Source organism: Halodesulfovibrio oceani subsp. galateae, from assembly GCF_055397225.1.
On sequence record NZ_AP042453.1, the window covers coordinates 3215492 to 3240025 of the forward strand.

Here is a 24534-nt window from a genome sequence, read left to right on the forward strand (position 1 = left end):
TCCACAGGACTAAGCGCTGGCTTTACCCAGGCGTTGCGTTGAGTTTTTATCCAGTTCACTACTGGTTTTCATTATCTTGGTGTAGGCTTCAAACTGGCGGTGTGCTTCAATCATGTTCACCATTTCTGAAACAACCTCTACGTTTGCAGATTCCAGTGCACCCTGCTGGACAGTTGCCTGAGCTGCGGGTTGTTCTGCGATGTCGGAACCCTCACGGACTCTGAACATGTTCTGGCCGAGCTTCTCCAGCCCGCGCAGATCGTCAAACGTAACCACCTGAAGCTTTGCTACCTGCACGTTGTTTGCGATTAACTCTCCCTGATCTCCAATCACAATATTTGAATTGCGTGGAAGCGTAATCGGACCGCCTTCTCCCAGTACGGGGTAGCCTCTGTCTGTAACCAGCGTTCCGTCAGTGCTTTGACGGAATTTTCCGTTACGTGTCACAAAGTCACCGTCAGGAGTTTGGACTTTAAAGAAGCCCTCCCCGTGGATAGCCACGTCCAACGGGTCTCCCGTGAGCTTTACAGCCCCCGCAGTGAAATCTGTCTGAGCGACCGCAATACGTGGTTTCGCCATGAGTTTTGGATCTGGAAAGAGCTTTTCTGAACGAACATTTGCTACAGGTTCCATGATCTGATCATGGGCAAACTTGACAAAGGTATCCTTAAAAGCAAGGGCGTCACGCTTGTAGCCTGTTGTATTTATGTTAGCCAAATTGTTACTGATATTGTTAAGACGGTGTTCATTTGTAAGAGCACCAAATAGGGCACTATACACACTGCTTTGCATGACTGTTCCTCCCAAGTGGAATTTCTGTCAGGATGACAATTGCAAAACGTGCGCCAAAAAATAACAAGAATCACAGCAACAAACAGTAAAATAACGAAAAAGAGGAGAACACCGCCACTCCCAGAGGTTCTGGAAGCGGAAGTGTTCTCCTCTTTTTTTATGTAGGAGGGGTAACTAGAAGAAATCTATAGATACAAAAACAGTAAACAAGCTCTATGCACGAAGTGAGGTGACCAACTTTTTGGCTGCGCTTTCTATTTTACGAACTGAAGCGTCATCTTTTTTAACCTTACCAGCATCAAATATATTCAGAACAGCGACTTCTTCAACAATTTCGAAACCAAGCGCCTCTAAAGGCATTCGCATAGCCTGCAGAGTAATGCCCATGTCCGCAATGGTTTCCTGTTCTGCGATGGCACCGATAACTGCTTTTTTCCCCTGCCCTGCTAATCTGCTGGACCAGCCACGGGGACGGGTGTTCGTAAAATCATAAAAACAGTAGAGTCGGTCGATAAAACTCTTCATCCAAGCTGTCACATTGTAGTTATGAACCGGTGAAATAAGTACCAGTCCTTGGGATTCCTGAATTCGAGGATACAGAAGCGACATGCCGTCATGAAACTTTGTACAGATTTTATCTTTTCTGCATCGTTCGCATCCCACACACGGCTCATATCGATAATCTCGCAGACTTGCTCCAAAAAAATCCATTGATTCCTGAGAACAAACAGTTGAAAACATATTCAGCATTGCCTGCGAATTACCACCTCTGCGCGGACTTCCCTCTACTCCCAAGATCATGAATAACTCCCGGCGTTATAGGACGACAGTATGCAAAATTACATGACATCTCAATTATGGATTTATCAACAGTCCAAAACGTATACACGGAATCACGTTTTCTCTGTTTCAAGCCATACTATACTAAGTGAATAGCAAATTACAATCATAGTAAATCACTGTACTGGTGTTTCCATACAGCATCTGGTATTCGAGGCTTCTCGAGAAAACTATGAGCATTACATTAGACAACATATCCAAATTTTACGGTGGCACCGAAATCATCCCTCAGTTCTCATTGGACATTGCGGATGGTACCCGCCTGTGCGTCTGCGGCGCTAACGGGTGCGGTAAATCAACACTTCTTAAAATGGTAGCCGGTATTGTATCCGTTGATTCGGGACGTGTGCTGCTGCCTAAAGGCTGTCGCCTTGGCTTTGTTCAGCAGGAGCTGGACGAGTCACTTCTTGATATGCCCCTGCTTAGCTGGGTGCTGGAAGTTCTCCCTGACTGGAATGATTTCTGGGCAGAATGGGAAGCAGCAAGTCAAGCACAGGACGAGCAAGCCATCAAGCGCCTCGGCATTCGTCAGGCAGAGCTTGAACAAATTTACGGACACAACCCAGAACACAGAGCAAAGACTGTATTGACCGGTCTTGGCTTCAGTGAAGACAAGTGGCTAAAAACCATGCGTGAACTTTCCGGTGGCTGGCGTGAACGCGCAAAGCTTGCCCGGGTACTTACCGCTGGTGCAGACGTTCTTCTTCTTGATGAACCGACTAACCACCTTGATCTTGACGCTGTTGAATGGCTTGAAAACTTCCTGCTCGATTATCAGGGCGTTCTCATCTTCGTTGCGCACGATAGAATCTTTATGGATAAGGTCGGCAGCCACGTGCTCTACCTTGCCGGCAACAAGCCGACATTCCGTAAAGGTAACTTTTCACAGTTCCTTGTGATTCAGGACGAAATTGAAACACAGAAAGGCCGTGAAGCAGTAAAGCTACAGGAAGATATAGCCCGCAACATGGACTTTGTTCGCCGCTTTAAAGCAAAAGCGTCCAAAGCAAAGCAGGCCAACTCCAAGCAGAAAATGGCTGAGCGCATGCAAAAAGAGCTTGAGACCATCAAGTTTGAAACCAAGCGCAAAAACCTTTCGTTTGCATGGCCGCAACCTGCTCCTGCGGAAAAAGTCATCCTCAGCGTATCTGAATTACGATTCACCTACCCTGACGGTGTCACTCTCTGGTCAGATTTAGAATTTCAACTTTTCCGTGGTCAAAAGATTGCCCTTGTAGGCCCTAACGGCTGCGGTAAATCCACTCTGCTCAAGCTTATTGCCGGACGTCTGGAAAAGAACAACGGTTCTATTACCACTGCGTCTAAAGCTAAAATGGGTTACTTCTCTCAGCATCAGCTTGATACTCTCAATGCACAGAACACTGTTATCAGTGAAATCCGTCGCCTGTCTGACCCAAAGACCACTGAAGAAGAGCTTATGTCAGTTCTTGGTCTTTTCATGCTCGGGCAACGCTATTTTGACCGCATTGTCGGTGAATTGTCCGGTGGTGAAAAAAGCCGCCTGATGATGGCGATTCTTTTCCTTTCACGCTGTAACTTCCTCGTGCTTGATGAACCGACTAACCATCTCGACCTTGAATCACGCGAAGCTCTCATTGAAGCACTCGCATCGTTTGAAGGAACCATTTTGATGGTAGCGCATGACCGCTATCTGTTAAAAGAAGTGGCAGACCAGCTTTGGAGTCTTTCTCCGGAAGGTCTTATCGTGCACGAAAGCGGCTTTGAAGAGTACGACAAGTACCGCAGAGCGCAGAACGTCCTTGCCAGCGGCAAAGTTAAAGAAACCACCACTGGTGGCGGTCTTAGCCGTGAAGAGCAAAAGCGCCTTAAGCGTGAACAGGCAGAACTGCGTAACCGCATCTACAAAGAGCTGAAGCCGAAGCAGAAGACGTATGAGAAGATGGAAGAAAATCTCATGATCCTGCTGGAAGAACAAAGCGAACTGGAAACCAAAATGGCGGATTCAGAATTCTTTGCTAATTCCAAAAAAATGCAGGAAGCGCTTAAGCAATTCGGACAACTCCAAAATGACAGCGAAGTTCTCATGGAAAAAATGGGGGCGCTGGAAATGGAAATTAACGAATTAAAAGAACAGCGCGAGTCGCTGGCAGGCTAGGCATGAAAAAAGCCATTACAGTTGTTGCCGGTATAGTATGGGACGGTGAGCGCTATCTCGCCGCCCGACGTCCGGCTAACGCGCCATTCGGCGGTTTTTGGGAGTTCCCCGGCGGCAAAATTGAGCCGGGGGAAACGCCTGAAGCCGCACTTGTGCGTGAATTTCAGGAAGAACTGGATATTACGCCGACGGAATGGAAGTACTGGCAAACACTCACCCATGAATACGAGGAGCTTATTGTTACGCTTCTCTTCTTCCACATAACCGCATTTGAAGGTACACTGATTCCTCAAGAAGGACATACTGTACAGTGGGTTATGCCTCATGAAGCCTGTGAGCTTGATTTTCTTAAAGCAGACATCCCCATAGTGCAGGCGTTAACTACGCTAGCATAGCGCGACCAGAACAGTCGAAACTTCGTATACGGTAGGAGGTGCGCCTCTCGTCTGCGAAGCTGACACGATTCAAATGTTGCGCTGAAGGGGTGAATCTATGCATATCACACTACTCTTTCTCGCACTCATTGTTGGTACCTTTATGCCCCTGCAAATGGGTCTTAATGCCATCATCACCCAACAATGGAGCCAAAGTGCGCCCATTGCCTCACTTGTTTCTTTCTTCGTCGGCACCATCTCTTTGACGCTATTTGTCGTCGCAACACGAATCCCCATTCCTACGCTCTCAACATCCACCGTTCCATGGTACGCATGGTTCGGCGGTATTCTCGGTGCTGTCGGTGTTACAACTCTCACCTATCTCGCACCACGCATTGGTGCCATTGCAATGCTCTCGCTTCTCATCTGCGGACAATTTATCAGTTCAATAGTCTTTGACCACTTCGGGATCCTCGGGTACCCGCTTCGACCCGTTACACTCATGCGTGTATGCGGAGTAGTACTGCTTATTAGTGGCGCATACCTTGTAAATCGCTATTAATACCATCACTATATATTACTGATTGAATTACTAGCATTGTTGTCCTATTGTCTCGCCGTGAAAGTATATTGATAAGGAACACCTAGCCCTTTCCACAAGGGATGCTATTCAGGAGATATGCATGGCGACATTCGAATGGAACTCTTCAATGAATACCGGCATTGCTGAAATTGACAAGCAACACGCCGAACTGACGCAAATTATTAACACCCTGTACTATGCATATATGAACGGAGAAGAAGACTCTGTTTTAAGCCCGCTCATTCATAAAGTGAATGACTATGCTCACATGCATTTTGCTACAGAGGTAGATTTGATGAGTGCGTACAGAGATGAAATTCCTGACTTTGAATCGCACATGGAGCAACATAGAGAATTTTTTTCCAATGCAATTGGATTCCTGCTGGATTATCTTAATAACAAAGCAGACATTACTCCTGAGCTCTTAGACTACCTGACTGACTGGTGGTTTAATCATATCAACGGAATAGATCGGAAGATGGCTGAGTTTTTAATAAATAAAGGCGCTGCATAAACAGAAATGGCGGTTTCTGTTATATAGTACGCCGACTGTTATCAAATTTCTATGTGCTCAAGGAGAGTTGAAATGAGTAAAGATCGTTTAGTGGTTGCCGTTGTCGGTGCCACAGGTGCTGTAGGGCGGGAAATGCTTTCCGTATTGGAAGGCCGTGATTTTCCAGCTACCGAGGTAATTGCCCTCGCATCTTCACGATCCGCAGGCACCACAGTACCGTATGCGGGTGGTGAACTTACAGTCAAAGAACTGACTGAAGACTCTTTTGAAGACGTTGATATTGCGCTCTTTTCCGCCGGTGGCTCCACGTCTGAAAAATTTGCACCAATCGCAGCTAAAGCTGGCTGTGTTGTTGTAGATAACTCCAGCGCATGGCGTATGGATGACCGCTGCCCATTGGTTGTTCCGGAAGTTAACCCGGATGCACTGGAAGAGCACAACGGCATTATTGCTAACCCTAACTGTTCCACTATCCAGATGATGGTTGCGCTTAAACCGCTGCACGACAACGCTCAGATCAAGCGTATCGTTGTTTCCACCTATCAGGCAGTGTCCGGTTCCGGTCAGAAAGCAATTACCGAGCTCGAAACACAGATTCGTCAACTTTTCAACATGCAGACACCGGATGCAGAAGTGTACCCGCACCAGATTGCGTTCAACGCTCTTCCGCAGATCGATGTTTTCATGGACAATGACTACACCAAAGAAGAAATGAAGATGGTTCACGAAACCGTTAAAATCTTCAACGATCCTTCTGTTAAAGTAACTGCTACATGTGTACGCATTCCTGTTTTCTATGGTCACAGCGAATCTGTGAACATTGAGACTGAACAGAAAATTACTCCGGCAGAAGCACGCGTTATTCTTACTCAGGCACCGGGTGTTACCGTGCTTGATAACCCAGGTGAAAAAATCTACCCGATGGCAATTGATGCCGCAGGTCAGGATGACACCTACGTTGGACGTATCCGCGAAGACGAAACCATTGAAAATGGTCTCAACATGTGGATCGTTTCTGACAACATCCGTAAAGGTGCTGCTCTTAACACAGTACAGATTGCGGAAGAGTTGATTAAACGCGACCTTCTTGGTGTGAAAGACACAACCGTATTCGACTAGGAGAAAGCAACCGTGGCGACAGTATGTGATACAGAGGAATACATTTCCAAGATTCTGAATAGCCGTCGAGCCGGCGAGCGCGACGTGCTTGCCTTTTACGAGCACCGTATCGGATGTATTTGTAAAAACCCGAAACTGATGCTGCTGCCTATGGACGACCATCTCGCCCACAGGGGTGATGGCGTTTTTGAAAGCATTAAATGGGTAAACGGAAAACTGTATCAGCTTGATGCGCACATAGAGCGTATGAAGAATTCCGTAAAAGGACTCCATCTGTCGCCGCCCTGCACCTGGGAAAAGCTTGCAGAGCTTGCTGTTGATGTAGCAAAAGCTGCGGAAACACAAAACGGACTGCTGCGCATCATTATTGGTCGCGGCCCGGGCGGCTTCGGCATCGACCCGAAAGAATGTCCGGTAAGCAGCCTGTACATTGTCGCATATACGTTCAAACAAAAACCGGAAGAATGGTTCGACAAAGGCGCAACAGCCTTCCGTTCCTCCATTCCGGCGAAGCCTCCGCACATGGCGCGGGTTAAGAGTGCGAACTACATCCCTAACGTGCTTATGAAGCGCGAAGCGGATGAACGCGGCTACGATTTCCCGTTCAGCTTTGATGCCGATGACTTTATCGCTGAAGGTGCAACAGAAAACGTTGCTCTTGTTAATCAGCAGGGAACGCTTCTTGTGCCTGAATTCTCCAACGCACTGGTGGGAACAACCATTATGCGCGCTGTTGAACTGATGAAAGACAAGATCAAAATTGAATTTGGCGCAGTGCGTGAAGACGACCTTTTCCGAGCAAAAGAAGTCTTAATTTTCGGCACAACATCCGACTGTATCTCCATTGTTCGCTTTGAAGGTCAGCCAATCAATGATGTTCGTCCGGGACCTGTTGCCAAAGAAATTAGACGTGTTCTCAAAGAAGACCTTGAAATAAACGGACTGCCACTTTAGTCAGCCTTCTGTGACTACCGCCGATACTCCCGCCATCGGGATACGAACAACAATCGTTATCGGCGCAGGCTCTGTTTACATGTTTGATACAATAGAGCCGGTGCTGTTTTTGACGGCACCGGCTTTTTAACAGTTTGAAAACTATGCCGAAGAGTACAATACCGCAAGGCACAATGTTCCGCGATGGTTAACTGGCGCAGACTCGAAAAATGCAGGTTCTCACATACTTTCACATATGTTTTGAACTAAACTTCTTCTCGCGCTGGTACCTTTAGTAATCCATAACGTTCTAACACTCGCGAACGGCTCAAAAATTGTACGGCGCATAGCTACCTCGCTATACTAAAGAAGATTTTTAGCAGTCTTCTTATCTCACTAGAATTATCAACATCACAGTGCGGACTCATGGGGGAACGGAGGTCGCGCTGGATATTCAGGAAAATATGTATGCACATTTTGTTGCTTGATCTCGGAAAAGAAATGCGTGGTGGACAATGGCAAGTGTTCTACCTGGCGCGTGCATTAGCCCGCTCTCAGGAGTTCACAGTCACGCTGGCAGCACCTGCCAACACTCCATTACTCACACACGCAGCAGAAGTAGAAGGAATTACCCTTCTGCCCCTTTCCGGTGCCCGAGACTGGGGTATATGCAACATCTACAAACTTCGTCGCGCCGTCACAAAACATGGCGCACAGGTGATTCACACCAACTGTGCAAAAAGCGCATCGCTTGGCGGTATTATCAAAAAGATGTGTGGCAAGGCCTTCCGTCTCATTCACACCCGCCGTGTGTCCTATCCTCTTAAAAAAGGATGGAGCGGCAAAAAATATTTACTCGCAGATGCCGTTGTCGGTGTCAGTCAGGAAATTTCTGACATCATGATGGAGTCTGCCCCGCTGCTTGATCGCAGCAAAGTTTCCACCATTCATTCAGGAATTGATGCCTCCCGTTACAAGCCTAAAAAAGATCGTAACGATAATCGTATCGTCATCGGTATGATCGGCGCATTAACAGAACAAAAAGGGCACGTAGTCCTTGTTAATGCACTTGGAGAGCTTGCTAAGTACAAAGGTCTTCCCACATGGGAAGCACGCTTTGTGGGCGACGGGCCGTTATTCGGTGAAATTAAAGACTTGGCAGAAGAGCTTGAAATCAGCAGCCACCTCGCCTTGCTCGGACGTCAGGACGCCCGTGATCAGCTCCCGTATTTTGATTTGCTGGCTGTGCCGTCTGTTAACGGTGAGGGCTCTTCCGGTGTGATCAAAGAAGGCTGGGTTGGCCAGCTTCCTGTCATGGCGTCTGACCTTCCATCGAACTTAGAGCTGGTAGAAGACCAGAAAAATGGACTGACATTCCCCAACCACGATCATGAAAAGCTCGCGAAGCTTCTTCGCACCCTCATGCTGGATGAACAACTGCGTGCTCGCCTTGTAGAAGGCGGTAACAGACGCGTTCAGAAATTTACCGACATGAAGATGGCAACATCATACATGGAGCTGTACAAACAAAGCTGGTAACACTGTGCCCATAACCAAGATTCTTTTATACACCTGCTGCCTGTTGATTCTGGCGCTTCCGTACATTGCGTATATGCTGCGTGGAAGTATTTCCAGCTACTTTGCGGTATTGGTGTTTTTGCTTACAGCAATATGGGGACTCTTGCGAATGCGCAAACAGAAAGAAGAAACGGTACTGCTCAGTAAGCCACTGACAACAACATCTCCCCTTCCACCGCACTCGCAACAACTTGCCAACGACATCATGACCACCTTCATCGGATCGATGTATGACAAGGCACGTTTTCTACCGGATTTTGATGCGAAAAAGGAACAGGAGAATATGGTCTCCCACGTGACATCTACCCTTAGGCAACATGATTTAACGTTGGAAGACGAGGCCGTTGAGCAACTGCGTACCAAGTTTGCAGAGGCAGTTCAACGAGGGCTTGAAGACAGAAAAAAGGCGTAGATACTAAAAAACGCCGCATACTTCTGTGACAGAAAATATACAGCGCGCTGACTCGATATCGGGAATGTGGCGCTCAGAGTAAGGCAAATTCGTGCAGTGCAAATGCCATGTACGGATTTGCCTTACTCTGAGAAGAAGGGGGAGCCGGCCAGGTTCCCCCTTTTCCATTCAGTCCTCCATTGCAAAGCATACAAGGAGGACAGAAACACTAAGGTATATGGTTTATGCCCTAATGTTTCCGGAAAAAATCTATCCTACAGTCTATCACCTTTCGCAATTTTCTATTCAACGCACAGCACGTCTACTGTAACACGCTGATTTTTAAGAACACTGCTACTCAGCTTTCTAAAAAAGCAAGACGATAAGAAACATCGCCGCAAGGCATAACACTCACAACGCAAAGTGCCAAGACATACTCTTGGGGTATTCCTGATAAAAATATGTGAATATGTACCCTGCGCCGAAAACAGCGTTAAAGCTCAAGCGATCACAGGAAAATGTAATTTATTCCACTTGAGAGTGAACAGTGTTCACTTTTTTTCAAAAAAAAAGCCTGCAGTCCATTACGACTGCAGGCCTTAGCTACTTAATCTTCGTTTACGCGTTGAATCCGCGCACCCACAGGGATAAGCTTTTCTTCAATGTGTTCGTATCCACGATCTAAATGGTAAATACGCTGCACATGAGTTTCCCCTTCTGCTGCAAGCCCTGCAAGAACAAGGGATGCACTTGCGCGAAGGTCGGACGCCATAACTGGCGCGCCGCGCAAAACAGAACCGCCTTTAATACGGGCTGTTCTGCCCACAGGGCGGATATCCGCTCCCATGCGTGCAAGTTCCGGTGCATGCATAAAACGGTTCTCAAAAATGGTTTCTTCCACCATTGAGGTACCGTCCACATAACACATAAGCGCCATAAACTGCGCCTGCATATCTGTAGGGAAGCCGGGGTATGGCTGAGTAGTGATTTCCACAGGAGAAAGAGGCTCTACGTATGTTACGCGAGTTCCGTTTTCTTCTGGGGTCACACGTACGCCCATTTCTTCAATTTTACTGATTACAGCATCAAGTGCATCGTTCGGGCAATCTTCAAGGAACAGATCACCTTTGGTAATTGCAGCTGCAATCATAAAGGTACCTGCTTCAATGCGGTCTGGCATAATGGAGTATTCACACCCTTTAAGGTGTTCAACACCCTGAATGCGAATAACACCTGAGCCGTGCCCTTCAATCTTAGCACCACACGCGATAAGGAAGTTTGCAAGATCTACAATTTCCGGCTCGCGGGCTGCGTTTTCAAGAATAGTTTCGCCTTCTGCAAGGCTGGCTGCCATAAGCAGGTTTTCTGTTCCGCCTACGGTTACTTTTTCAAAAACAATATGCGCGCCTTTCAATCGTCCGTCACATCTCCCCATGATGTAACCGGAGTCTACTTCAAAGACTGCGCCCATTTTTTCAAGTGCAGAGAGGTGCAAATCAACAGGTCGTGCGCCAATTGCGCAGCCACCCGGATATGCAACTTTAGCTTCGCCAAGGCGGGCAAGCAGAGGGCCAAGACATAACACAGAGGCGCGCATGGTTTTTACAAGATCATACGGTGCTTCTGGTTTCGGATCACAACCTTCTGTTTCAACAACCCCGTCAGCAAACCGGCCCGGGCATCCAAGAATGTCCAGAAGACTGATGATTGTGCGAATGTCTCGCAAGTTAGGCACGTTAGTAAAACGTGCAGGCTCTGCAAGTAGAATTGAGCCCATCAGAATCGGTAAAGCAGCATTTTTTGCGCCGCTGACACGAATTGTTCCGTTTAACGGAACGCCACCTTGAATAACTAATTTTTCCATATGTCTCCCTTGAATGGGTCTCGAATATCGAAGCATGTGTTCCTAAATTAAAGTTACAGTGTGTAGACCGTCCATTGTAAGACACATGGCAGAAACAGGACATGAGAAGCATACAAATACGTGTATGATTATCTCAGGCATTGCTACAACGTGGTATCTTGGTTGACCAATCGTACGCACAGGATTAGAATTTAGAAGGGCATGCTAGGTTATACAGCGAATATCAGTCCCTCTCATGTAAAGTCGTATAAGCTGACTTAGATCAGGAAGCAATAAATTTAAAAAAAATGAATTTTATGCTTGACCCAAAAGACCGAAGTCTATAGTACACATTCCTGCTTGTGGCGGATGTAGCTCAGTTGGTAGAGCACACGGTTGTGGCCCGTGTTGTCGAGAGTTCAATCCTCTTCATTCGCCCCATCCAAGTAAGAATGCCCCGTACTCTGTACGGGGCTTTTTCTTTATCTTGTCTTTACTTTCCAGCCTACAAGCCTAGCAAACGCTCCATCGACAGGCAGGCTGTCTTCAATGCTTCCTCAAATGCGTCAATGTCCGCAACATCTACATGCCCGGCTCTAGCTTTTTTTTCTATCTTCTCCGCACACGCAAAAACATCTTTTGCAGAAATATTCCCACTGGCTCCTGCAAGTGTATGTGCCTTGCCTGCCAGCCCGACCAAGTCCTGTGCATCAAACAGTGCACGAATATCTTTGCCTACATCCGCGTATGTTTCGTAGAACGTCTTCACCACTAATATATATATTTGGCTTTTCCCGCTTAATCTTTCCACGCCTTCCGACACGACCAAGCCCGGTAAATTTTCTAAAGGCGCCGGATTCTCTTCTGAATCAACGTGCGGAGCCTTGGACAACGTATTCTTCGGCGGAACGCATTCGGAAGATTCTGTTTCAGTCGAAAATACGGTCCTTTGCTCTCTCTGGTCATATTCTTTCAACAACTTCACCAAGGCATCGAGCTCAACAGGCTTTGTTAAATAGCCGTTCATACCTGCCCGTGCCGCTCTGTCCCTGTCTTCCTGCAACGTATGCGCTGTCATGGCGATCACAGGTAAATCTGACAACTCCAGCTCTTCACGCAGCCGGATAGTTGTTGTGAATCCATCCATGCCCGGCAACTGAATATCCATCAGTACCAAGTCGTATGTACAAATAGAAAGTAGCTCTATGGCTGAATTGCCATCCTTAGCAATTGTGACCTTCACACCAAGGTATTCTAAAATTTCCCGCATCACCTGCTGGTTAATGGGGTTATCTTCAACAACCAGAACAGCCAGCCCTTCAAGACTTCCTGCTTCTGAAGCCAGTTCAGACTGAACACTCTTGTCTGAATCAAGCGCACGTAAAATATTTAGCTTGAGCTGCGCAAACGTTACCGGACGTCGTAAAAATGCGGTCAGTGTAAAATCACACTCACGCTCAGGTAGTGTTTCATCTCCGAGCCTTGCAGCCAGAAGAATTTTTAATTCCGGATGCTGGCACAGGTAGTTCACAAGCCCCCCTGTCATATCCAGCAACTCTTTACTGCCAAGCACGATGAGATCAAACTCTGCGCCTTGCGTCTGGTGCTCAAGCTGCAACAGCATTTGCCGCTCTGTACCAAGTACAACAACAAGCATGTCCAGCTCTGCAAATAAATTTCGCCACATGGCACGTGCAGCAATCGACGGCTCAAGAACCAACACACGCCAGCCTGTAAACACAGGTAGAATGTAACTGCGTTCATCTTCCGCCACAGCAAACGGCAGCACTATGGTGAAGGTACTGCCCCGCCCTATTGTACTTTCTACAGTAATGGAGCCTTTCATCAAAGATACAAGCTCTGCCACAATGGAAAGCCCCAGACCGGTGCCCCCGTACTGACGGGAAGTTGAACCGTCTGCCTGCACAAAAGTATCAAATAATTTTGCTTGCGCTTCTTTGGCAATGCCGATGCCCTTATCCTTTACAGAAAAGGCAAGTTGAACCACTTCATCATTTTCACGGGCATGTGGAATCTGAATAGGTTTTGTAACAGTACCGTTCATACCCACTCGTAATTCAATAACGCCGCGATCTGTAAACTTAAACGCGTTGCCCACGAGGTTCAAAAGAATCTGCTTTAAGCGGAACGAATCACCACGCATGACAGGCGGTACGCCCTCATCCACAATCACCACCAAATCCATTTCTTTTACAGCAACTTTTTCGGTGAAGATAATTGAGAGTTCATCCAGCACATCACGCAGAATGAAATTTGTTTCTTCTATTTCCAGCTTCTTCGCTTCCAATTTAGAAAGATCAAGCACACCGTTAATCAGATGCAACAGGCTTTGCGATGATGCGGCAATAATCTCTGCATACTCACGCTGTTTATTGGTCAGTACGGTGGTCTGAAGCATGTTTGTCATGCCGAGGATAGCATTCATCGGCGTGCGCAGTTCATGGCTTACACTGGCGATAAATTCACTTTTTGCACTATTTGCCGTTTCAGCCTCTTTCGTGGCCTTCTCAAGCTCCAGCGTACGCTCAAGCACTTCTATCTCAAGATTACGACTTTCCGAATGCAGGAACATATCGTGCGCTTCAATATGATCAAGCATACTGTTGAATGAATCCGTAAGCTCTGCCAGCTCGCCCATTCCTTCACGTTTTGCACGCAATGAATACGTCTGCTCTTCCCGAACTCTACGGGCAGTCTCAGAAAGTTCGCGCAGCGGACGTAGCAACGTCTTAACAATGAGCAAAATGACCATGAGCACGACCATTGAACTTGCGACTATGTTTGCAAAAACAGAGGGGATAAAAAGATTAAGAAAATGTTGATGCGACGGGGTAAACGTCACAATTGAGACAAGCTTACCAACATGGGAGTCGGCATGGTAGATGGGCAATTCGATAATATACTCTGATGAATCAAGAGGCGGAACCACCTCATGGTCTTTATTCTTATAGCAACCACAGATAAGTGTGCCATCTGCGTCGTACAAAAAGAGCCCTGATGTGCTTTTATGCGAGAGCTCTTCATGAATAAACTTGTCTGCCCGCTCCAGTCGCCCTTCTTTTAAAGGAGTCGCTAAGTGAGTCGAGAGTATCTGCGCATGTTCTGTATGATTCTGAATAAAATTTTGTATACGCTGATCAATAGCAAACAAGTAGTACAACATATTAAAAACAATAAGAAATATTGCTGTTAAAAGAATGCTGACTGCAATAAAATTTTTGGTGTAGCTGTCTGGAAAAAACTGCAGCTTGATTATCCGCTTCAGCATTGCACTACCGCCTGGTCATGGAGCTTCTAAGCATATAGAAAAACAACGTTAACACTATTTTCAAAATAGCGTAGCCAGACTTTCTAAGCAATCTATAAATTAATCATTTCTAACGCTTGCGACCTTTTTTCTTCACCAGTGAAAAAAGAAGCTGAGCATCAGGACTACGTCCAACATACAAACATCCGACATAGCCCAAAGCCACCACGGGAATGCAAAGCAAACTGGCAATTCCGAACGGTACCGCCCACCAGCAAGCAATGCCTACAAATACACTCATCAAGACGTAGACAAAATTCCATCTGCTCGGTTGAGCCAGACAAACGCCCTCACGTTGCAACAGGACATACAACAAAATGCAGTTGACCCAACCACCACATGACACCGCAAGCGCAAGCCCTGCTCCGCCCCAAACCTGCATAAAAAGTGCACCTGACAACACAGTCACTATCAAATTACATCCACCCGCCAACAAGGGAATACGGCTGTTTTGCTTTGCGTAATACCCACTAAGCAAAGGACGCGTAATGGCAAAAGCCGGAAGTCCCAACGAAAATGCCTGTAGCATGGCAGAGGCCGCAGCAGCATCTAAGGCTGAAAACGCCCCGCGCTCAAAGAAAAATTGAAGAACAGGATGCGCAAGAACATACAACCCGACAGCAGCAGGAAGAGACAAGAATACCGTAAATTGCAGAGCAGAGGCCAACACCTCGCCATATTTTTGCCTGTCGTTAGAAACAGCAAGAGAAGATAACGTTGGAAGTACCGCAACGCCAATGGCTACACCAATTAAGCCCAAAGGAAACTGTACAAGCCTGTCCGCAAAATAGAGCTTAGCAATGGTGCCTTTTGCCTGAAACGAAGCAAGCATCGTCACCAACACAACACTGAGCTGAAACACCGCTCCGCTTAAAATTGTGGGCACGAGCGTTTTTCCCAGTGAACGGGCATGAACGTCTCGCAATGTCCAAGCGCCACGCCAAAATGCTTCACCCCGAAGAAACATGAGTTGTAAAAGAACCTGTAGCGCACCCCCGATGACCAGCGACACACACAGGGTTTCCGCAACGGGTAAGGAACAAATCCACGCGATGCTTGCGCCAAGAACGAGTGTACAATTCAGCACCAGCGGGGCAAGTGCAGGTGCATGAAAATGTTTACGGCTATGCAGCACGCCAGACAAAAACGCTACCAGACCGATGCACACAAGATACGGTAACGTCATAGTCAGCAGAGCATTCGCATGAGCAAAAACATCCGGAGACATGAACAACCCCGGCGCTAATACCGCTGCAAGCGTCTTGCTTCCATATTCTGCCAGCACCAACAATAATGAGAAAATGCCGACAGTCCACAAAAGACAAGTACGGATAAGTGATGCCGCCCTTGCTTCACCTTCCACCTCACGAACATGTGTCACCGTTGCCGTGACAGCGGAAGAGAGCGAACCTTCTGCAAATAGTTTTCTAAAGAGATTGGGAATACGGAACGCCACAATCAACGCATCCGCCAATGGCCCAGCACCAAGCAACGACGCGATCATAACATCGCGCAACAAGCCAACAATACGCGAAAGAAAACTACCCGCAGAAACGACTGCGGCAGCAAGAGAAATGCTCGTCCATGAGTTCGATTGAGATTCCATATGGCCCTATATGTTTGATGTAAAACTATTTGATATGATATAGTATTTGCTGAGATTATCTTCAAATTGTACGTTAGCCGCGATTCCTGTAACGTGCAGATATAGTATTCATATGATCTACAGCAATGGAACCTCATGCCTAACCAGTCTATATTTTTGAATTTACGCTATTTATCACCATTACTCATTCCTTTTTTCCTTTTTTTTGTCGGAGGAATAGTACTGGCTGTTCTTCAATCTTTAGGAATGGGATTACCGTTTCCCTATGAAGGCGGTCTACTCGACAGCTACAAAGCGTTGCTTACACCCTATATGCTGCGTTCGTTTCTTCTGTCCATAAAAGTCGGCGCACTGGCTGCGCTCTTTTCTGTGGCCATCGGTACCGTTCTGGCTGTCGGATTATGGCGAATGCCGTCTGTATTGCAGCAGGCGGGGGTTATCTACAAAATTCCCCTCATTCTGCCGCACCTTGCGGTAGGGTTTATCGTTTTCTTTTTCTGGGCAAAATCAGGGCTGGTTTCGTCTGCCATGTTCCATGCGGGAGTTACCGCCACACCGCAGGATTTTCCATCTATATTATTCGGGGGAGACGGTTGGGGCATGATCATCGCCTACACCTACAAGCAAATTCCATTTGCGTTGCTCATGGTCTATGCCTCACTCAAACGACTGGATATGCGTCTGCTGGAAACAGCTTACATGCTGGGAGCAGGACATTTCCGCACATTTCGCACGGTCACGTACCCACACATCTGCGGTGCTCTGCATTCAACATTTTGCATCCTTTTCCTTTTCGGATTCGGTGCATTTGAAATTCCGTTTTTACTCGGCGGCTCACAGCCTGCCATGCTCAGCATTGAAGCGTACAACATGTACTTTAGAAAAGAGCTGTACCATCGCCCGCAAGCCATGGCGATCCTCATCAGTATCTTTCTATTCTCCATTGTCTTTCTCACCTTCTATCTGCGATCAGTAGCAAAGACACGTCCGGAGGAAATACATGGCTAAAACCACCCTGCGCCACAAACTATTGTTCTTGTTTTTTATACTCTTTTTCGTCGGGCCCACCGCGGTGCTCGTCATATCCTTATTCGCCCCCGGCTGGACATGGCCGGATATTATTCCAACACAGTATTCCACCAAGGCGTTGCAATCGGTATGGCAGCATAGCAACCCTATCCTGCTGCACCTTGGCGTTTCAGTGTTGTACTCACTGGCGACGACATTCTGCACGCTTATACTCTGCCTTTTACCTGCTTACCATTTTGCGCGAGTTCGTTTTGCAGGTAAGAATGTGTTGCAAGGAATTTTGCTTACACCTGCGCTCGTTCCAGCCATGACGTTCTCTATGGGGATTCATCACGTATTCATCAAATTTTCTCTGGCAGATACCTTTACGGGGGTTGTGCTCATCTTGACTATTTTCAGCTACCCGTTCATGCTTCGCGCCCTTATTTCAGGCTTTGAGGCATACAACGAAGAATATGAACTCTGCGCAAAAAATCTCGGTGCGTCTTTATGGATGCAACTACGATATGTAACATTTCCACTCCTGCTCCCAAGCATTATCGCGGGTGGTTCTGTGGTCTTTTTAGTGGCCTTTTCAGATTACTATCTCGTATTCCTCATTGGCGGCGGCGTTGTGCCTTCCTTCACCGGCTACCTGTTCCCGTTTATCACAGGGGCAGATAGAGCCATGGCAAGCGCGCTCACGCTCATATTCCTGATTGTTCCGGTTGTACTGTTCGTTCTGGTAGAACTCTCCGTACGCCGCTTCTATCAACGGGCAGGACTGTACTAAAAAACACTCTCCGCCTTCAGCCTTCTATACGATACAGACATCATGCTAACCAAACATCCTTCACTTCTTCCGCAACTCTCGCTTTGCGCTGCCATGACGCTATGGGCGAGCTCTTTTGTTGCGATGAAGTTCGCCATTGTCGCATTTTCACCAATGCTTGTGGTCTCCTGCCGTATGGCTATTGCCTCACTTGTTCTACTGACTCAATGGCGCCGAATCGAAATCAAAAAAATCCCTCGCGAACACTGGAAGACTTTTGCTTTTTTGGTGCTCTGTGAGCCGTGCCTGCTTTTCATCTTTGAAGCACATGCACTGAAATACACCTCCGCATCACAAGCAGGGATGATCTGCTCCATTGTTCCTATTTTTGTGGCTGTGGGATCATATCTACTCTATCGAGAAAAACAGCCCAAAATAGTCTGGGCTGGATTTATTACAGCCATTGGCGGCGTGGCGCTTCTCTCCATGAAAAGCATTGCCACTGATTCGGCTCCAAACCCCCTTTTAGGGAACTTTTTTGAAATGATGGCCATGTTGTCAGCTACGGGATATATTTTGACTGCAAAGCGCCTTTGCGCCTCTTATTCGGCATTCACACTAACGGCACTACAAGCATGGATAGGAACGGTCTTCTTTTTCCCCATTCTCCTTCTTTCCGGAGAAACCATTCCCGTAAACGTGCAACCCGACGCTGTGTTGGCAATCCTGTATCTTGGAACCGCCGTAAGCTTCGGGGCATATCTCTTCTATAACTACGGACTGCGTCATGTTCCTGCGGCTCAAGCTTCAGCATACGGCAATCTTATACCGGTCATTGCCATCGGACTTGGTCACGTGATTCTTTCTGAATCTCTCACTCTCTTGCAGTACGCAGCCTGCATTCTTGTTCTTGCCGGAGTCTGGATGAGCCAGCGCCGAAGCAGTAGAGAAACAGTAGAAAATTCTTCAGTTGAAACACCGCTGATCCCCGTACTTGAAGAGCAATAAAAATCAGCTACTAATCTGATTTACAACACTGAAGAAAGTGACTACTGACATGGTGTCTAACTTATAGTAGTTCTTCAGACAGCTACTACTTCTCCTTTCCAGAGGCTGAGTCGGGTGAATAAAAAGCAGTACTCCATGAGGACTATCGCTCTACTATTCCCCTCTCCCGACTGCGACTAACTGTGCTTTGATCATCCGTCATTCGTCATCCATTGTTCGTTGTTCGTTGTTCGTTGTTCGTTGATCAGTAGCAGTTCCTTTCAGATTTTATTTTCAGGATTCCAAAACAATGCTTACTAAAGACCACCTTCTTCCTACCTTGTCACTTTTCAGTGCTATGGTTCTGTGGGCGAGTTCATTCATCGCAATGAAGATTGCTGTAACAGGCTTTTCGCCTATTGCTGTTGTATTTGGACGCATGATCATTGCATCCATACTCTTTCTTGTACTCTGGAGGAATTTTCGTGGTCTTAAAGTCCGACGAGAGGACTGGAAGCAGCTTATTTTCATGGCAGTATGTGAACCCGGCCTGTATTTTCTTTTCGAGGCATACGCGCTCAAATATACATCAGCCACACAGGCAGGAATGATTGTTGCGACACTCCCAGTGTTTGTAGCCATTGCCGCGTTCTTTGTTCTTAAAGAAAAACTGGCTCTGCGCGTATGGGCAGGATTTATTCTTGCGGCATTCGGCGTCATAATGCTCTCATGGGGAGCATCAGCAACAGAAAACGCACCGAACCCGATGCTTGGCAACACGCTTGAAACTCTCGCCATGGTATCTGCAACAGGCTACATGATTACGGCAAAAAACCTTTCCAACCGTTACTCACCGCTGTTTATTACGGCGCTGCAGGCATGGGTCGGAGCTATTTTCTTTCTGCCGCTGCTTATGTTCACCCCTGATGCCTTTCCGACAGAATACCCGCAGGACGCAACCATTGCCGTTCTCTATCTTGCAAGCGTTGTAACAATGGGCGCATACGGTATGTACAACTACGGATTAAGCAAAGTACCGGCAGGACAAGCCTCCGGATTTACCAACCTTATTCCTGTATTTACCATGCTCATGGGCTTTTTGTTTCTTGGAGATCGGCTCTCCACAGCACAGTTTGTGGCATCCGGTCTTGTTCTTGGCGGCGTAATTCTGACGCAAATCTCACCAGCTAAGAAGTTAAAAGTAACAACAAGCCAGTAACAAAATATTCAGACAGAACGACATACCGATTCTGGTTCTGTTGTACTAATCCGCACCCTGTTTCCCATGTAAAAGTCAGGCTGTCCGCGGATTACATCTTACAAAAAAAGTCGCTTGCTCATTGTTCAACAACAATATGCAGCGACATCTCACAGACAAAAGACCATAAAAAAAGGCTGCCCAAACGGGCAGCCTTTCTTATTTCTATAGCTAGGAGTCTTATCGACGGGAAGCAGGTTCAACGAACAATTTGTTGCCGCGAATCTGGTTGCCGTTCATTACGTTAAGAACTTCCTGTGCGTAGTCTTCTGGAACTTCAACGAAGGTGAAGCGATCGTAAATATCGATTGCACCAATCATTTTACCAGGAAGACCGGATTCACCAGCGATTGCACCTACGATGTCACGTGCGCCGATACGGCTTTTGCGACCAACGTTGATGAACAGACGTACCATGCCTGCCTGTGCGCCAGTGTCGCCGAAGGATTTTTTCTCTTCCGGCATTGCGTCACCGAGTTCACGATGCATGAGAATTTTAAGCAGCGCTGCTGCCATCTCAGTAGTAGTGAGGTCGCCATCAAATTCGTTCTGAATGAAGTCATTAACGATTGTGAGGTAACGATCAAGTTCGTGCTTGTTGATGTTGTCGCGAATTTCGTCAAGCAGTTTGCTTGATTTCGCATTTTCAACGTCAGCAATGGTAGGAACCTGGTGCTGTACGATACGTGCTTTAGTGTAGCGTTTGATATCGCGAAGCTTCCAGAACTCTTTACCGGAAACAAAAGTAAACGCACGACCCATACGACCTGCACGACCTGTACGGCCGATACGGTGAACGTAGTATTCTACATCGTTAGGGATATCGTAGTTAACTACTGCTTCAACGTCGTCTACGTCGATACCACGAGCTGCTACGTCGGTTGCAACGAGCACTTCGATGTTACCTTTACGGAAACGGTTCATAACCCGGTCACGCTGAGTCTGGTTCAAGTTACCGTGCAGACCGTCTGCCTGATAACCATGACCCTGCAGGTTCGCAGTAAGTTCGTCTACGCCACGTTTTGTGGAGCAGAATACGATTGTGAGCTTAGGGTTGTATACGTCGAGTACACGACAAAGGGCATCCATTTTCTGGAAAGGACGAACTTCGTAGTAGATCTGCTCAATGTTAGGAACAGTGAGAACTTTCTGAGTAACTTTAAGGAACTCAGGATCTGTAAGAAAACGTTTAGCAAGAGAAAGAATCTCGTCACGCATGGTAGCGGAGAAGAATACAGTCTGGCTTTTTTCCGGAACCTGTTCAAGGATGAACTCGATGTCATCACGGAAGCCCATATCGAGCATTTCATCCGCTTCATCAAGAACAGCCATGCTGATTTCCTGAAGGGAAATAGTACCACGTTTCATGTGGTCCATTACACGACCAGGAGTACCTACGATAACCTGAACACCACGACGCAGAGCTTTAATCTGACGATCAATTGGCTGGCCACCGTAAATAGGAAGTACAAACACGCCACGTTTACGCTTAGCGAGTTCAGTAATCTCTGTAGCAACCTGAATAGCAAGTTCACGAGTAGGGCAAAGAATGATTGCCTGTGGAGATTTTTGACGCACGTCGACTTTTTCCAAAGCTGGAATACCGAACGCTGCGGTTTTACCCGTACCTGTCTGAGCCTGACCAATTACGTCCTTACCTTCAAGAAGAGGCGGGATGGCCAAAGCCTGAATTGGAGATGCTTCTTCAAATCCCATGTCTTCAACTGCTTTCAATAACTCCGGAGACAACGGGAGATCAGAAAAAATACATCTTTCCATAATAAAATTCCTTATGCACTAACTGGCATCTTGTGACTGCGCTGCAGAAGAAGCGTACTCTCTGACGCACCTGTTCAGAGTATCTACTTTCTTGCCGGAGGGCTGTCTTTTTATGTTACATTCTATCTTAGAAGCTGTGCTCCGATCCGGAACAAAGGCGCTGGCAATCAGGGAAACTGGGCGTCTGGAGCGTGTATATTTTGCTCCTTTACCCGAGTTATGTTCGCCAAGGCGTCTGTCCATATCGGTTGTTATGCCGCAGTAGAGCGAACCGTCTGCACATCGCACAAGATAGACTACCCAACTTGTTTTTTTCGACATCGTTTTGTCTTGCCCGATACCAGTCCATGCAATTCACTGACTTCTGCTAACATTTACAGTCAGCAGCAGTTGTGTTTTCAAGCTTCAAAGTATCACCCGGTTTTAAATCGTATAGGCGACAATCCGGAGCATAATTCTTTAACTGGTAAGCAAAATCTTTTGTGTTCTGTTCAAGGACGGGGAAGGTGCCCCAATGCATCGGCATCACGCTTTTGCATTTAAGCAGACTGCATGCGAGCGCCGCCTGTTTTGCATCCATAGTAAACACGCCACCTATCGGCAGCAGGGCGAGATCGATGTCATACAATCGCCCCCATAATTCCATTCCTGAGAAAATTCCTGTGTCACCGGCATGATATACGGTGTACCCGTCGTCCAGTCGGAAAATATACCCGACAGGAGCACCGGATTCTGTGGAATGGTAGGCTTGTGTCATGGTCACACTCACACCTTCCACCACAATGGTACCACCAATATTAAAACCGATGCCATTAATAACCTGTTCCTGCGGAATGCCTGCCGCTACTAACTTATCAGCTGTACCGACAATCGCACCAAGCTTAGCACCTGTGGATTTACAAATTTCAACTGTTGAACCGGTATGGTCGTCGTGATCGTGGGTCACAAATACAGCATCCGGTTTCGATGCATTCTGCCATGTGCTGGCGGCAGAAGGATTTCCTTCAAAAAACGGATCAATTAATATTGTCGCTGAAGGAGTTTTCAGTTGAAAATTCGCGTGTCCATTCCATTGCAATTCCTGCATGTGCTTTCCTCCGGCTAAAGTTGAAGCGGCTAAATGCCGTTCCAGCGTTTAACTAAAGCATGCTCGATGCCTAAATGATCAAGCATTCTACCTACCAGATGAGTACAAATATCTTCTATCGTCTCAGGCTTTGAATAAAAGCCCGGAGTAGGTGGCATAATAAGCGCACCTGCTTCATCGGCCGCGAGCATGTTCTGCAAGTGTATACGATTCAGCGGTGTCTCGCGAGGAACAAGAATAAGCTTTCTACGTTCTTTCAAAGTTACATCAGCAGCTCTATGTATAAGGTTAGAACCGATACCGTTGGCGATTGCGCCAAGAGAGGCCATAGAGCACGGACAAATAATCATACCGTCGTGCAACCAGGAGCCACTTGCCGGTGCTGCCCCGAATTCATGTTGTGAGTAAACAGAGTGCGCATAGGAGGTAAGATGATCGAGAGTAAGCCCTGACTCAAGCTCGAGGACTGTCTTAGCTGCATCAGATACAATAAGATGTACTTCAGCCTGAGAAGTGGCGGCGAGTTCTTTGAGCAGCGTAACTGACAGTGGCATGCCACTGGCGCCTGTCACGGCTACAACAATCTTTTTCATGACTCTCACTTACTATCGGAGCATCTCTGTTCCGGTGTAACATTAAAAAAACGCAGACAAGACAAACTAACAGCAAAGACCATTTGCTTTGCATTATTGTCTTGCAAGCGGCTTTACCAAACTAATTATACGAGTGCTAGAGAAATAATCTTTAAAAAGGTTTTTTCTCACGTTTTATACAATTTTGTTAAATTTCATTTCTTTTTTTGTTATTTGTTGTAACAAGTTCAAAATATTTGTAGCTCGAACAGTCTTAAATAACAAATATGTGACTTTCTGCTTTTTCATGATGCAATTCGAGACAAATCGAGACACAATGGAGTGCCTGCAAACAGACCTCTCACGGCACAAAAGCCTCATGTCCCGCTGACATTCTCGTTTACGTACTTTACATCATTTTATGCTGACAGGGCATGGCAACACGTTATATAACTTGACATCATAGACTCTCAAGTCTACTTAATCGCCCACGGGCTATTAGCTCAGCTGGATAGAGCGCTGCCCTCCGGAGGCAGAGGCCACAGGTTCGACTCCTGTATAGCCCACCACTTTGTGAGACATCACAAAGAAAAGTCCCCTTGCAATTTTGTAAGGGGATTTTTTATTATCTATGCCCTGCTGCACAGTTCTGTGCACAATTCTTTCTCTACAACTACGCGAGTGTAACAGATGTTACATTTACATCAAGCTTTCATTTCATCCTGTCCATATTTTTTTCCCACAGCCACTCAGTTCTCTACGAGAAACCTTTGTCCTCAAGGGTACGTTGCGTTCTCAACAGTGCTCTCACCTGAAATGAGTGATCATTAAAAACATCAGCATAACACACCAATTAAGCACAGCATTTCCATATCACTCGCTGGCATCCTACTCAAACCTTTCGGAAAAACAAATTTCTTACGATTGGAAGCATCAGTCCCAAAAGTCATAAATCTTTTTTGAATGTAACAAAATTTCATATTTCAGACCAGTTAGTAGTACAAGCTTTCGAGCCTTGAAAAAAATTGGCAAT

The 24534-nt window shown here is 46.7% G+C and carries 21 protein-coding genes and 2 tRNA genes; 14 read left to right on the plus strand and 9 right to left on the minus strand.

What is annotated here, in order from left to right; translation table 11 throughout:
* Nucleotides 1-9 precede the first annotated feature (9 nt).
* On the minus strand, nucleotides 10-792 hold the full coding sequence (gene flgF, locus ACZ5V1_RS14200; RefSeq protein WP_464389402.1) for a flagellar basal-body rod protein FlgF: 783 nt from the start codon (nucleotides 790-792) through the stop codon (nucleotides 10-12).
* A 213-nt stretch (nucleotides 793-1005) separates the two neighbouring features.
* On the minus strand, nucleotides 1006-1593 hold the full coding sequence (locus ACZ5V1_RS14205; RefSeq protein WP_464389403.1) for a flavodoxin family protein: 588 nt from the start codon (nucleotides 1591-1593) through the stop codon (nucleotides 1006-1008).
* Between the two features lie 211 nt (nucleotides 1594-1804).
* Here ACZ5V1_RS14205 and ACZ5V1_RS14210 point away from each other — a divergent pair, with 211 nt between their 5' ends.
* The 8 genes from ACZ5V1_RS14210 to ACZ5V1_RS14245 all read left to right on the plus strand — a co-directional run bounded on the left by ACZ5V1_RS14210 (nucleotide 1805) and on the right by ACZ5V1_RS14245 (nucleotide 9282).
* Nucleotides 1805-3769 (plus strand): ABC-F family ATP-binding cassette domain-containing protein, encoded by a 1965-nt coding sequence (locus ACZ5V1_RS14210; protein ID WP_464389404.1) that lies wholly within the window; start codon nucleotides 1805-1807, stop codon nucleotides 3767-3769.
* Between the two features lie 2 nt (nucleotides 3770-3771).
* Complete coding sequence (locus ACZ5V1_RS14215) at nucleotides 3772-4164, plus strand: (deoxy)nucleoside triphosphate pyrophosphohydrolase (RefSeq protein WP_160713847.1); 393 nt, start codon at nucleotides 3772-3774, stop codon at nucleotides 4162-4164.
* 97 nt (nucleotides 4165-4261) lie between these two features.
* Nucleotides 4262-4705, plus strand: coding sequence for a DMT family transporter (locus ACZ5V1_RS14220; RefSeq protein WP_464389405.1), 444 nt, complete (start codon nucleotides 4262-4264; stop codon nucleotides 4703-4705).
* 121 nt (nucleotides 4706-4826) lie between these two features.
* Nucleotides 4827-5240, plus strand: a complete 414-nt coding sequence (locus ACZ5V1_RS14225; RefSeq protein ID WP_160713877.1) for a bacteriohemerythrin — start codon at nucleotides 4827-4829, stop codon at nucleotides 5238-5240.
* Nucleotides 5241-5312: 72 nt separating this feature from the next.
* Nucleotides 5313-6359: an aspartate-semialdehyde dehydrogenase gene (locus ACZ5V1_RS14230; protein ID WP_464389406.1), complete on the plus strand. Its 1047-nt coding sequence runs from the start codon at nucleotides 5313-5315 to the stop codon at nucleotides 6357-6359.
* Between the two features lie 12 nt (nucleotides 6360-6371).
* A complete protein-coding gene (locus tag ACZ5V1_RS14235) occupies nucleotides 6372-7313 on the plus strand; it encodes an aminotransferase class IV (protein WP_464389407.1) in 942 nt (313 codons plus the stop codon).
* A 447-nt stretch (nucleotides 7314-7760) separates the two neighbouring features.
* Nucleotides 7761-8831 carry a glycosyltransferase family 4 protein gene (locus tag ACZ5V1_RS14240; RefSeq protein WP_464389408.1) on the plus strand — a complete coding sequence of 357 codons (1071 nt, stop codon included), beginning with the start codon at nucleotides 7761-7763 and terminating at the stop codon, nucleotides 8829-8831.
* A 4-nt stretch (nucleotides 8832-8835) separates the two neighbouring features.
* Nucleotides 8836-9282 (plus strand): hypothetical protein, encoded by a 447-nt coding sequence (locus ACZ5V1_RS14245; RefSeq protein ID WP_464389409.1) that lies wholly within the window; start codon nucleotides 8836-8838, stop codon nucleotides 9280-9282.
* Between the two features lie 586 nt (nucleotides 9283-9868).
* Here ACZ5V1_RS14245 and murA read toward each other — a convergent pair.
* Nucleotides 9869-11125 carry a UDP-N-acetylglucosamine 1-carboxyvinyltransferase gene (murA, locus tag ACZ5V1_RS14250; protein ID WP_464389410.1) on the minus strand — a complete coding sequence of 419 codons (1257 nt, stop codon included), beginning with the start codon at nucleotides 11123-11125 and terminating at the stop codon, nucleotides 9869-9871.
* A 344-nt stretch (nucleotides 11126-11469) separates the two neighbouring features.
* Between murA and ACZ5V1_RS14255 the strand changes: the two genes are divergently transcribed.
* Nucleotides 11470-11545 (plus strand) — tRNA-His (locus ACZ5V1_RS14255).
* Nucleotides 11546-11609: 64 nt separating this feature from the next.
* On the opposite strand, the gene ACZ5V1_RS14260 is transcribed toward ACZ5V1_RS14255, so the two are convergent.
* Nucleotides 11610-14393: a hybrid sensor histidine kinase/response regulator gene (locus tag ACZ5V1_RS14260; protein ID WP_464389411.1), complete on the minus strand. Its 2784-nt coding sequence runs from the start codon at nucleotides 14391-14393 to the stop codon at nucleotides 11610-11612.
* A 109-nt stretch (nucleotides 14394-14502) separates the two neighbouring features.
* Nucleotides 14503-16038 (minus strand): murein biosynthesis integral membrane protein MurJ, encoded by a 1536-nt coding sequence (gene murJ, locus ACZ5V1_RS14265; protein ID WP_464389412.1) that lies wholly within the window; start codon nucleotides 16036-16038, stop codon nucleotides 14503-14505.
* 135 nt (nucleotides 16039-16173) lie between these two features.
* Between murJ and ACZ5V1_RS14270 the strand changes: the two genes are divergently transcribed.
* From ACZ5V1_RS14270 to ACZ5V1_RS14285, 4 genes are all read left to right on the plus strand, one after another.
* Nucleotides 16174-17046: an ABC transporter permease gene (locus tag ACZ5V1_RS14270; protein ID WP_254060429.1), complete on the plus strand. Its 873-nt coding sequence runs from the start codon at nucleotides 16174-16176 to the stop codon at nucleotides 17044-17046.
* Nucleotides 17039-17839 carry an ABC transporter permease gene (locus tag ACZ5V1_RS14275; RefSeq protein ID WP_464389413.1) on the plus strand — a complete coding sequence of 267 codons (801 nt, stop codon included), beginning with the start codon at nucleotides 17039-17041 and terminating at the stop codon, nucleotides 17837-17839. Before ACZ5V1_RS14270 ends, ACZ5V1_RS14275 begins: the two co-directional genes overlap by 8 nt.
* Nucleotides 17840-17881: 42 nt before the next feature.
* The gene (locus ACZ5V1_RS14280; RefSeq protein WP_464389414.1) at nucleotides 17882-18826 is read left to right on the plus strand and encodes a DMT family transporter; all 945 of its coding nucleotides are present in this window, start codon (nucleotides 17882-17884) and stop codon (nucleotides 18824-18826) included.
* A gap of 289 nt (nucleotides 18827-19115) precedes the next feature.
* Entirely contained in the window at nucleotides 19116-20024 is a 909-nt protein-coding gene (locus ACZ5V1_RS14285; RefSeq protein WP_464389415.1) for a DMT family transporter, read from the plus strand.
* A gap of 219 nt (nucleotides 20025-20243) precedes the next feature.
* On the opposite strand, the gene ACZ5V1_RS14290 is transcribed toward ACZ5V1_RS14285, so the two are convergent.
* From ACZ5V1_RS14290 to ACZ5V1_RS14305, 4 genes are read right to left on the minus strand one after another with little or no spacing between them, the layout of a single operon-like run.
* Nucleotides 20244-21842, minus strand: coding sequence for a DEAD/DEAH box helicase (locus ACZ5V1_RS14290; RefSeq protein WP_464389416.1), 1599 nt, complete (start codon nucleotides 21840-21842; stop codon nucleotides 20244-20246).
* 18 nt (nucleotides 21843-21860) lie between these two features.
* Nucleotides 21861-22163: a GIY-YIG nuclease family protein gene (locus ACZ5V1_RS14295; RefSeq protein WP_464389417.1), complete on the minus strand. Its 303-nt coding sequence runs from the start codon at nucleotides 22161-22163 to the stop codon at nucleotides 21861-21863.
* A gap of 46 nt (nucleotides 22164-22209) precedes the next feature.
* Nucleotides 22210-22929 (minus strand): metal-dependent hydrolase, encoded by a 720-nt coding sequence (locus tag ACZ5V1_RS14300; protein WP_373794566.1) that lies wholly within the window; start codon nucleotides 22927-22929, stop codon nucleotides 22210-22212.
* 29 nt (nucleotides 22930-22958) lie between these two features.
* The gene (locus ACZ5V1_RS14305; protein ID WP_160713913.1) at nucleotides 22959-23522 is read right to left on the minus strand and encodes a UbiX family flavin prenyltransferase; all 564 of its coding nucleotides are present in this window, start codon (nucleotides 23520-23522) and stop codon (nucleotides 22959-22961) included.
* 471 nt (nucleotides 23523-23993) lie between these two features.
* On the opposite strand from ACZ5V1_RS14305, the gene ACZ5V1_RS14310 reads away from it, so the two are divergent.
* A tRNA-Arg gene (locus ACZ5V1_RS14310) sits at nucleotides 23994-24070 on the plus strand.
* The last annotated feature ends 464 nt before the right edge of the window (nucleotides 24071-24534 follow it).

Bases quoted from the DNA above. Each gene is read 5' to 3' on its own strand.
- flgF (WP_464389402.1), bottom strand. From the start codon at position 792: ATGCAAAGCAGTGTGTATAGTGCCCTATTTGGTGCTCTTACAAATGAA.
- ACZ5V1_RS14205 (WP_464389403.1), bottom strand. From the start codon at position 1,593: ATGATCTTGGGAGTAGAGGGAAGTCCGCGCAGAGGTGGTAATTCGCAG.
- ACZ5V1_RS14210 (WP_464389404.1), top strand. From the start codon at position 1,805: ATGAGCATTACATTAGACAACATATCCAAATTTTACGGTGGCACCGAA.
- ACZ5V1_RS14215 (WP_160713847.1), top strand. From the start codon at position 3,772: ATGAAAAAAGCCATTACAGTTGTTGCCGGTATAGTATGGGACGGTGAG.
- ACZ5V1_RS14220 (WP_464389405.1), top strand. From the start codon at position 4,262: ATGCATATCACACTACTCTTTCTCGCACTCATTGTTGGTACCTTTATG.
- ACZ5V1_RS14225 (WP_160713877.1), top strand. From the start codon at position 4,827: ATGGCGACATTCGAATGGAACTCTTCAATGAATACCGGCATTGCTGAA.
- ACZ5V1_RS14230 (WP_464389406.1), top strand. From the start codon at position 5,313: ATGAGTAAAGATCGTTTAGTGGTTGCCGTTGTCGGTGCCACAGGTGCT.
- ACZ5V1_RS14240 (WP_464389408.1), top strand. From the start codon at position 7,761: ATGCACATTTTGTTGCTTGATCTCGGAAAAGAAATGCGTGGTGGACAA.
- murA (WP_464389410.1), bottom strand. From the start codon at position 11,125: ATGGAAAAATTAGTTATTCAAGGTGGCGTTCCGTTAAACGGAACAATT.
- ACZ5V1_RS14260 (WP_464389411.1), bottom strand. From the start codon at position 14,393: ATGCTGAAGCGGATAATCAAGCTGCAGTTTTTTCCAGACAGCTACACC.
- murJ (WP_464389412.1), bottom strand. From the start codon at position 16,038: ATGGAATCTCAATCGAACTCATGGACGAGCATTTCTCTTGCTGCCGCA.
- ACZ5V1_RS14270 (WP_254060429.1), top strand. From the start codon at position 16,174: ATGCCTAACCAGTCTATATTTTTGAATTTACGCTATTTATCACCATTA.
- ACZ5V1_RS14275 (WP_464389413.1), top strand. From the start codon at position 17,039: ATGGCTAAAACCACCCTGCGCCACAAACTATTGTTCTTGTTTTTTATA.
- ACZ5V1_RS14280 (WP_464389414.1), top strand. From the start codon at position 17,882: ATGCTAACCAAACATCCTTCACTTCTTCCGCAACTCTCGCTTTGCGCT.
- ACZ5V1_RS14285 (WP_464389415.1), top strand. From the start codon at position 19,116: ATGCTTACTAAAGACCACCTTCTTCCTACCTTGTCACTTTTCAGTGCT.
- ACZ5V1_RS14290 (WP_464389416.1), bottom strand. From the start codon at position 21,842: ATGGAAAGATGTATTTTTTCTGATCTCCCGTTGTCTCCGGAGTTATTG.
- ACZ5V1_RS14295 (WP_464389417.1), bottom strand. From the start codon at position 22,163: ATGTCGAAAAAAACAAGTTGGGTAGTCTATCTTGTGCGATGTGCAGAC.
- ACZ5V1_RS14300 (WP_373794566.1), bottom strand. From the start codon at position 22,929: ATGCAGGAATTGCAATGGAATGGACACGCGAATTTTCAACTGAAAACT.
- ACZ5V1_RS14305 (WP_160713913.1), bottom strand. From the start codon at position 23,522: ATGAAAAAGATTGTTGTAGCCGTGACAGGCGCCAGTGGCATGCCACTG.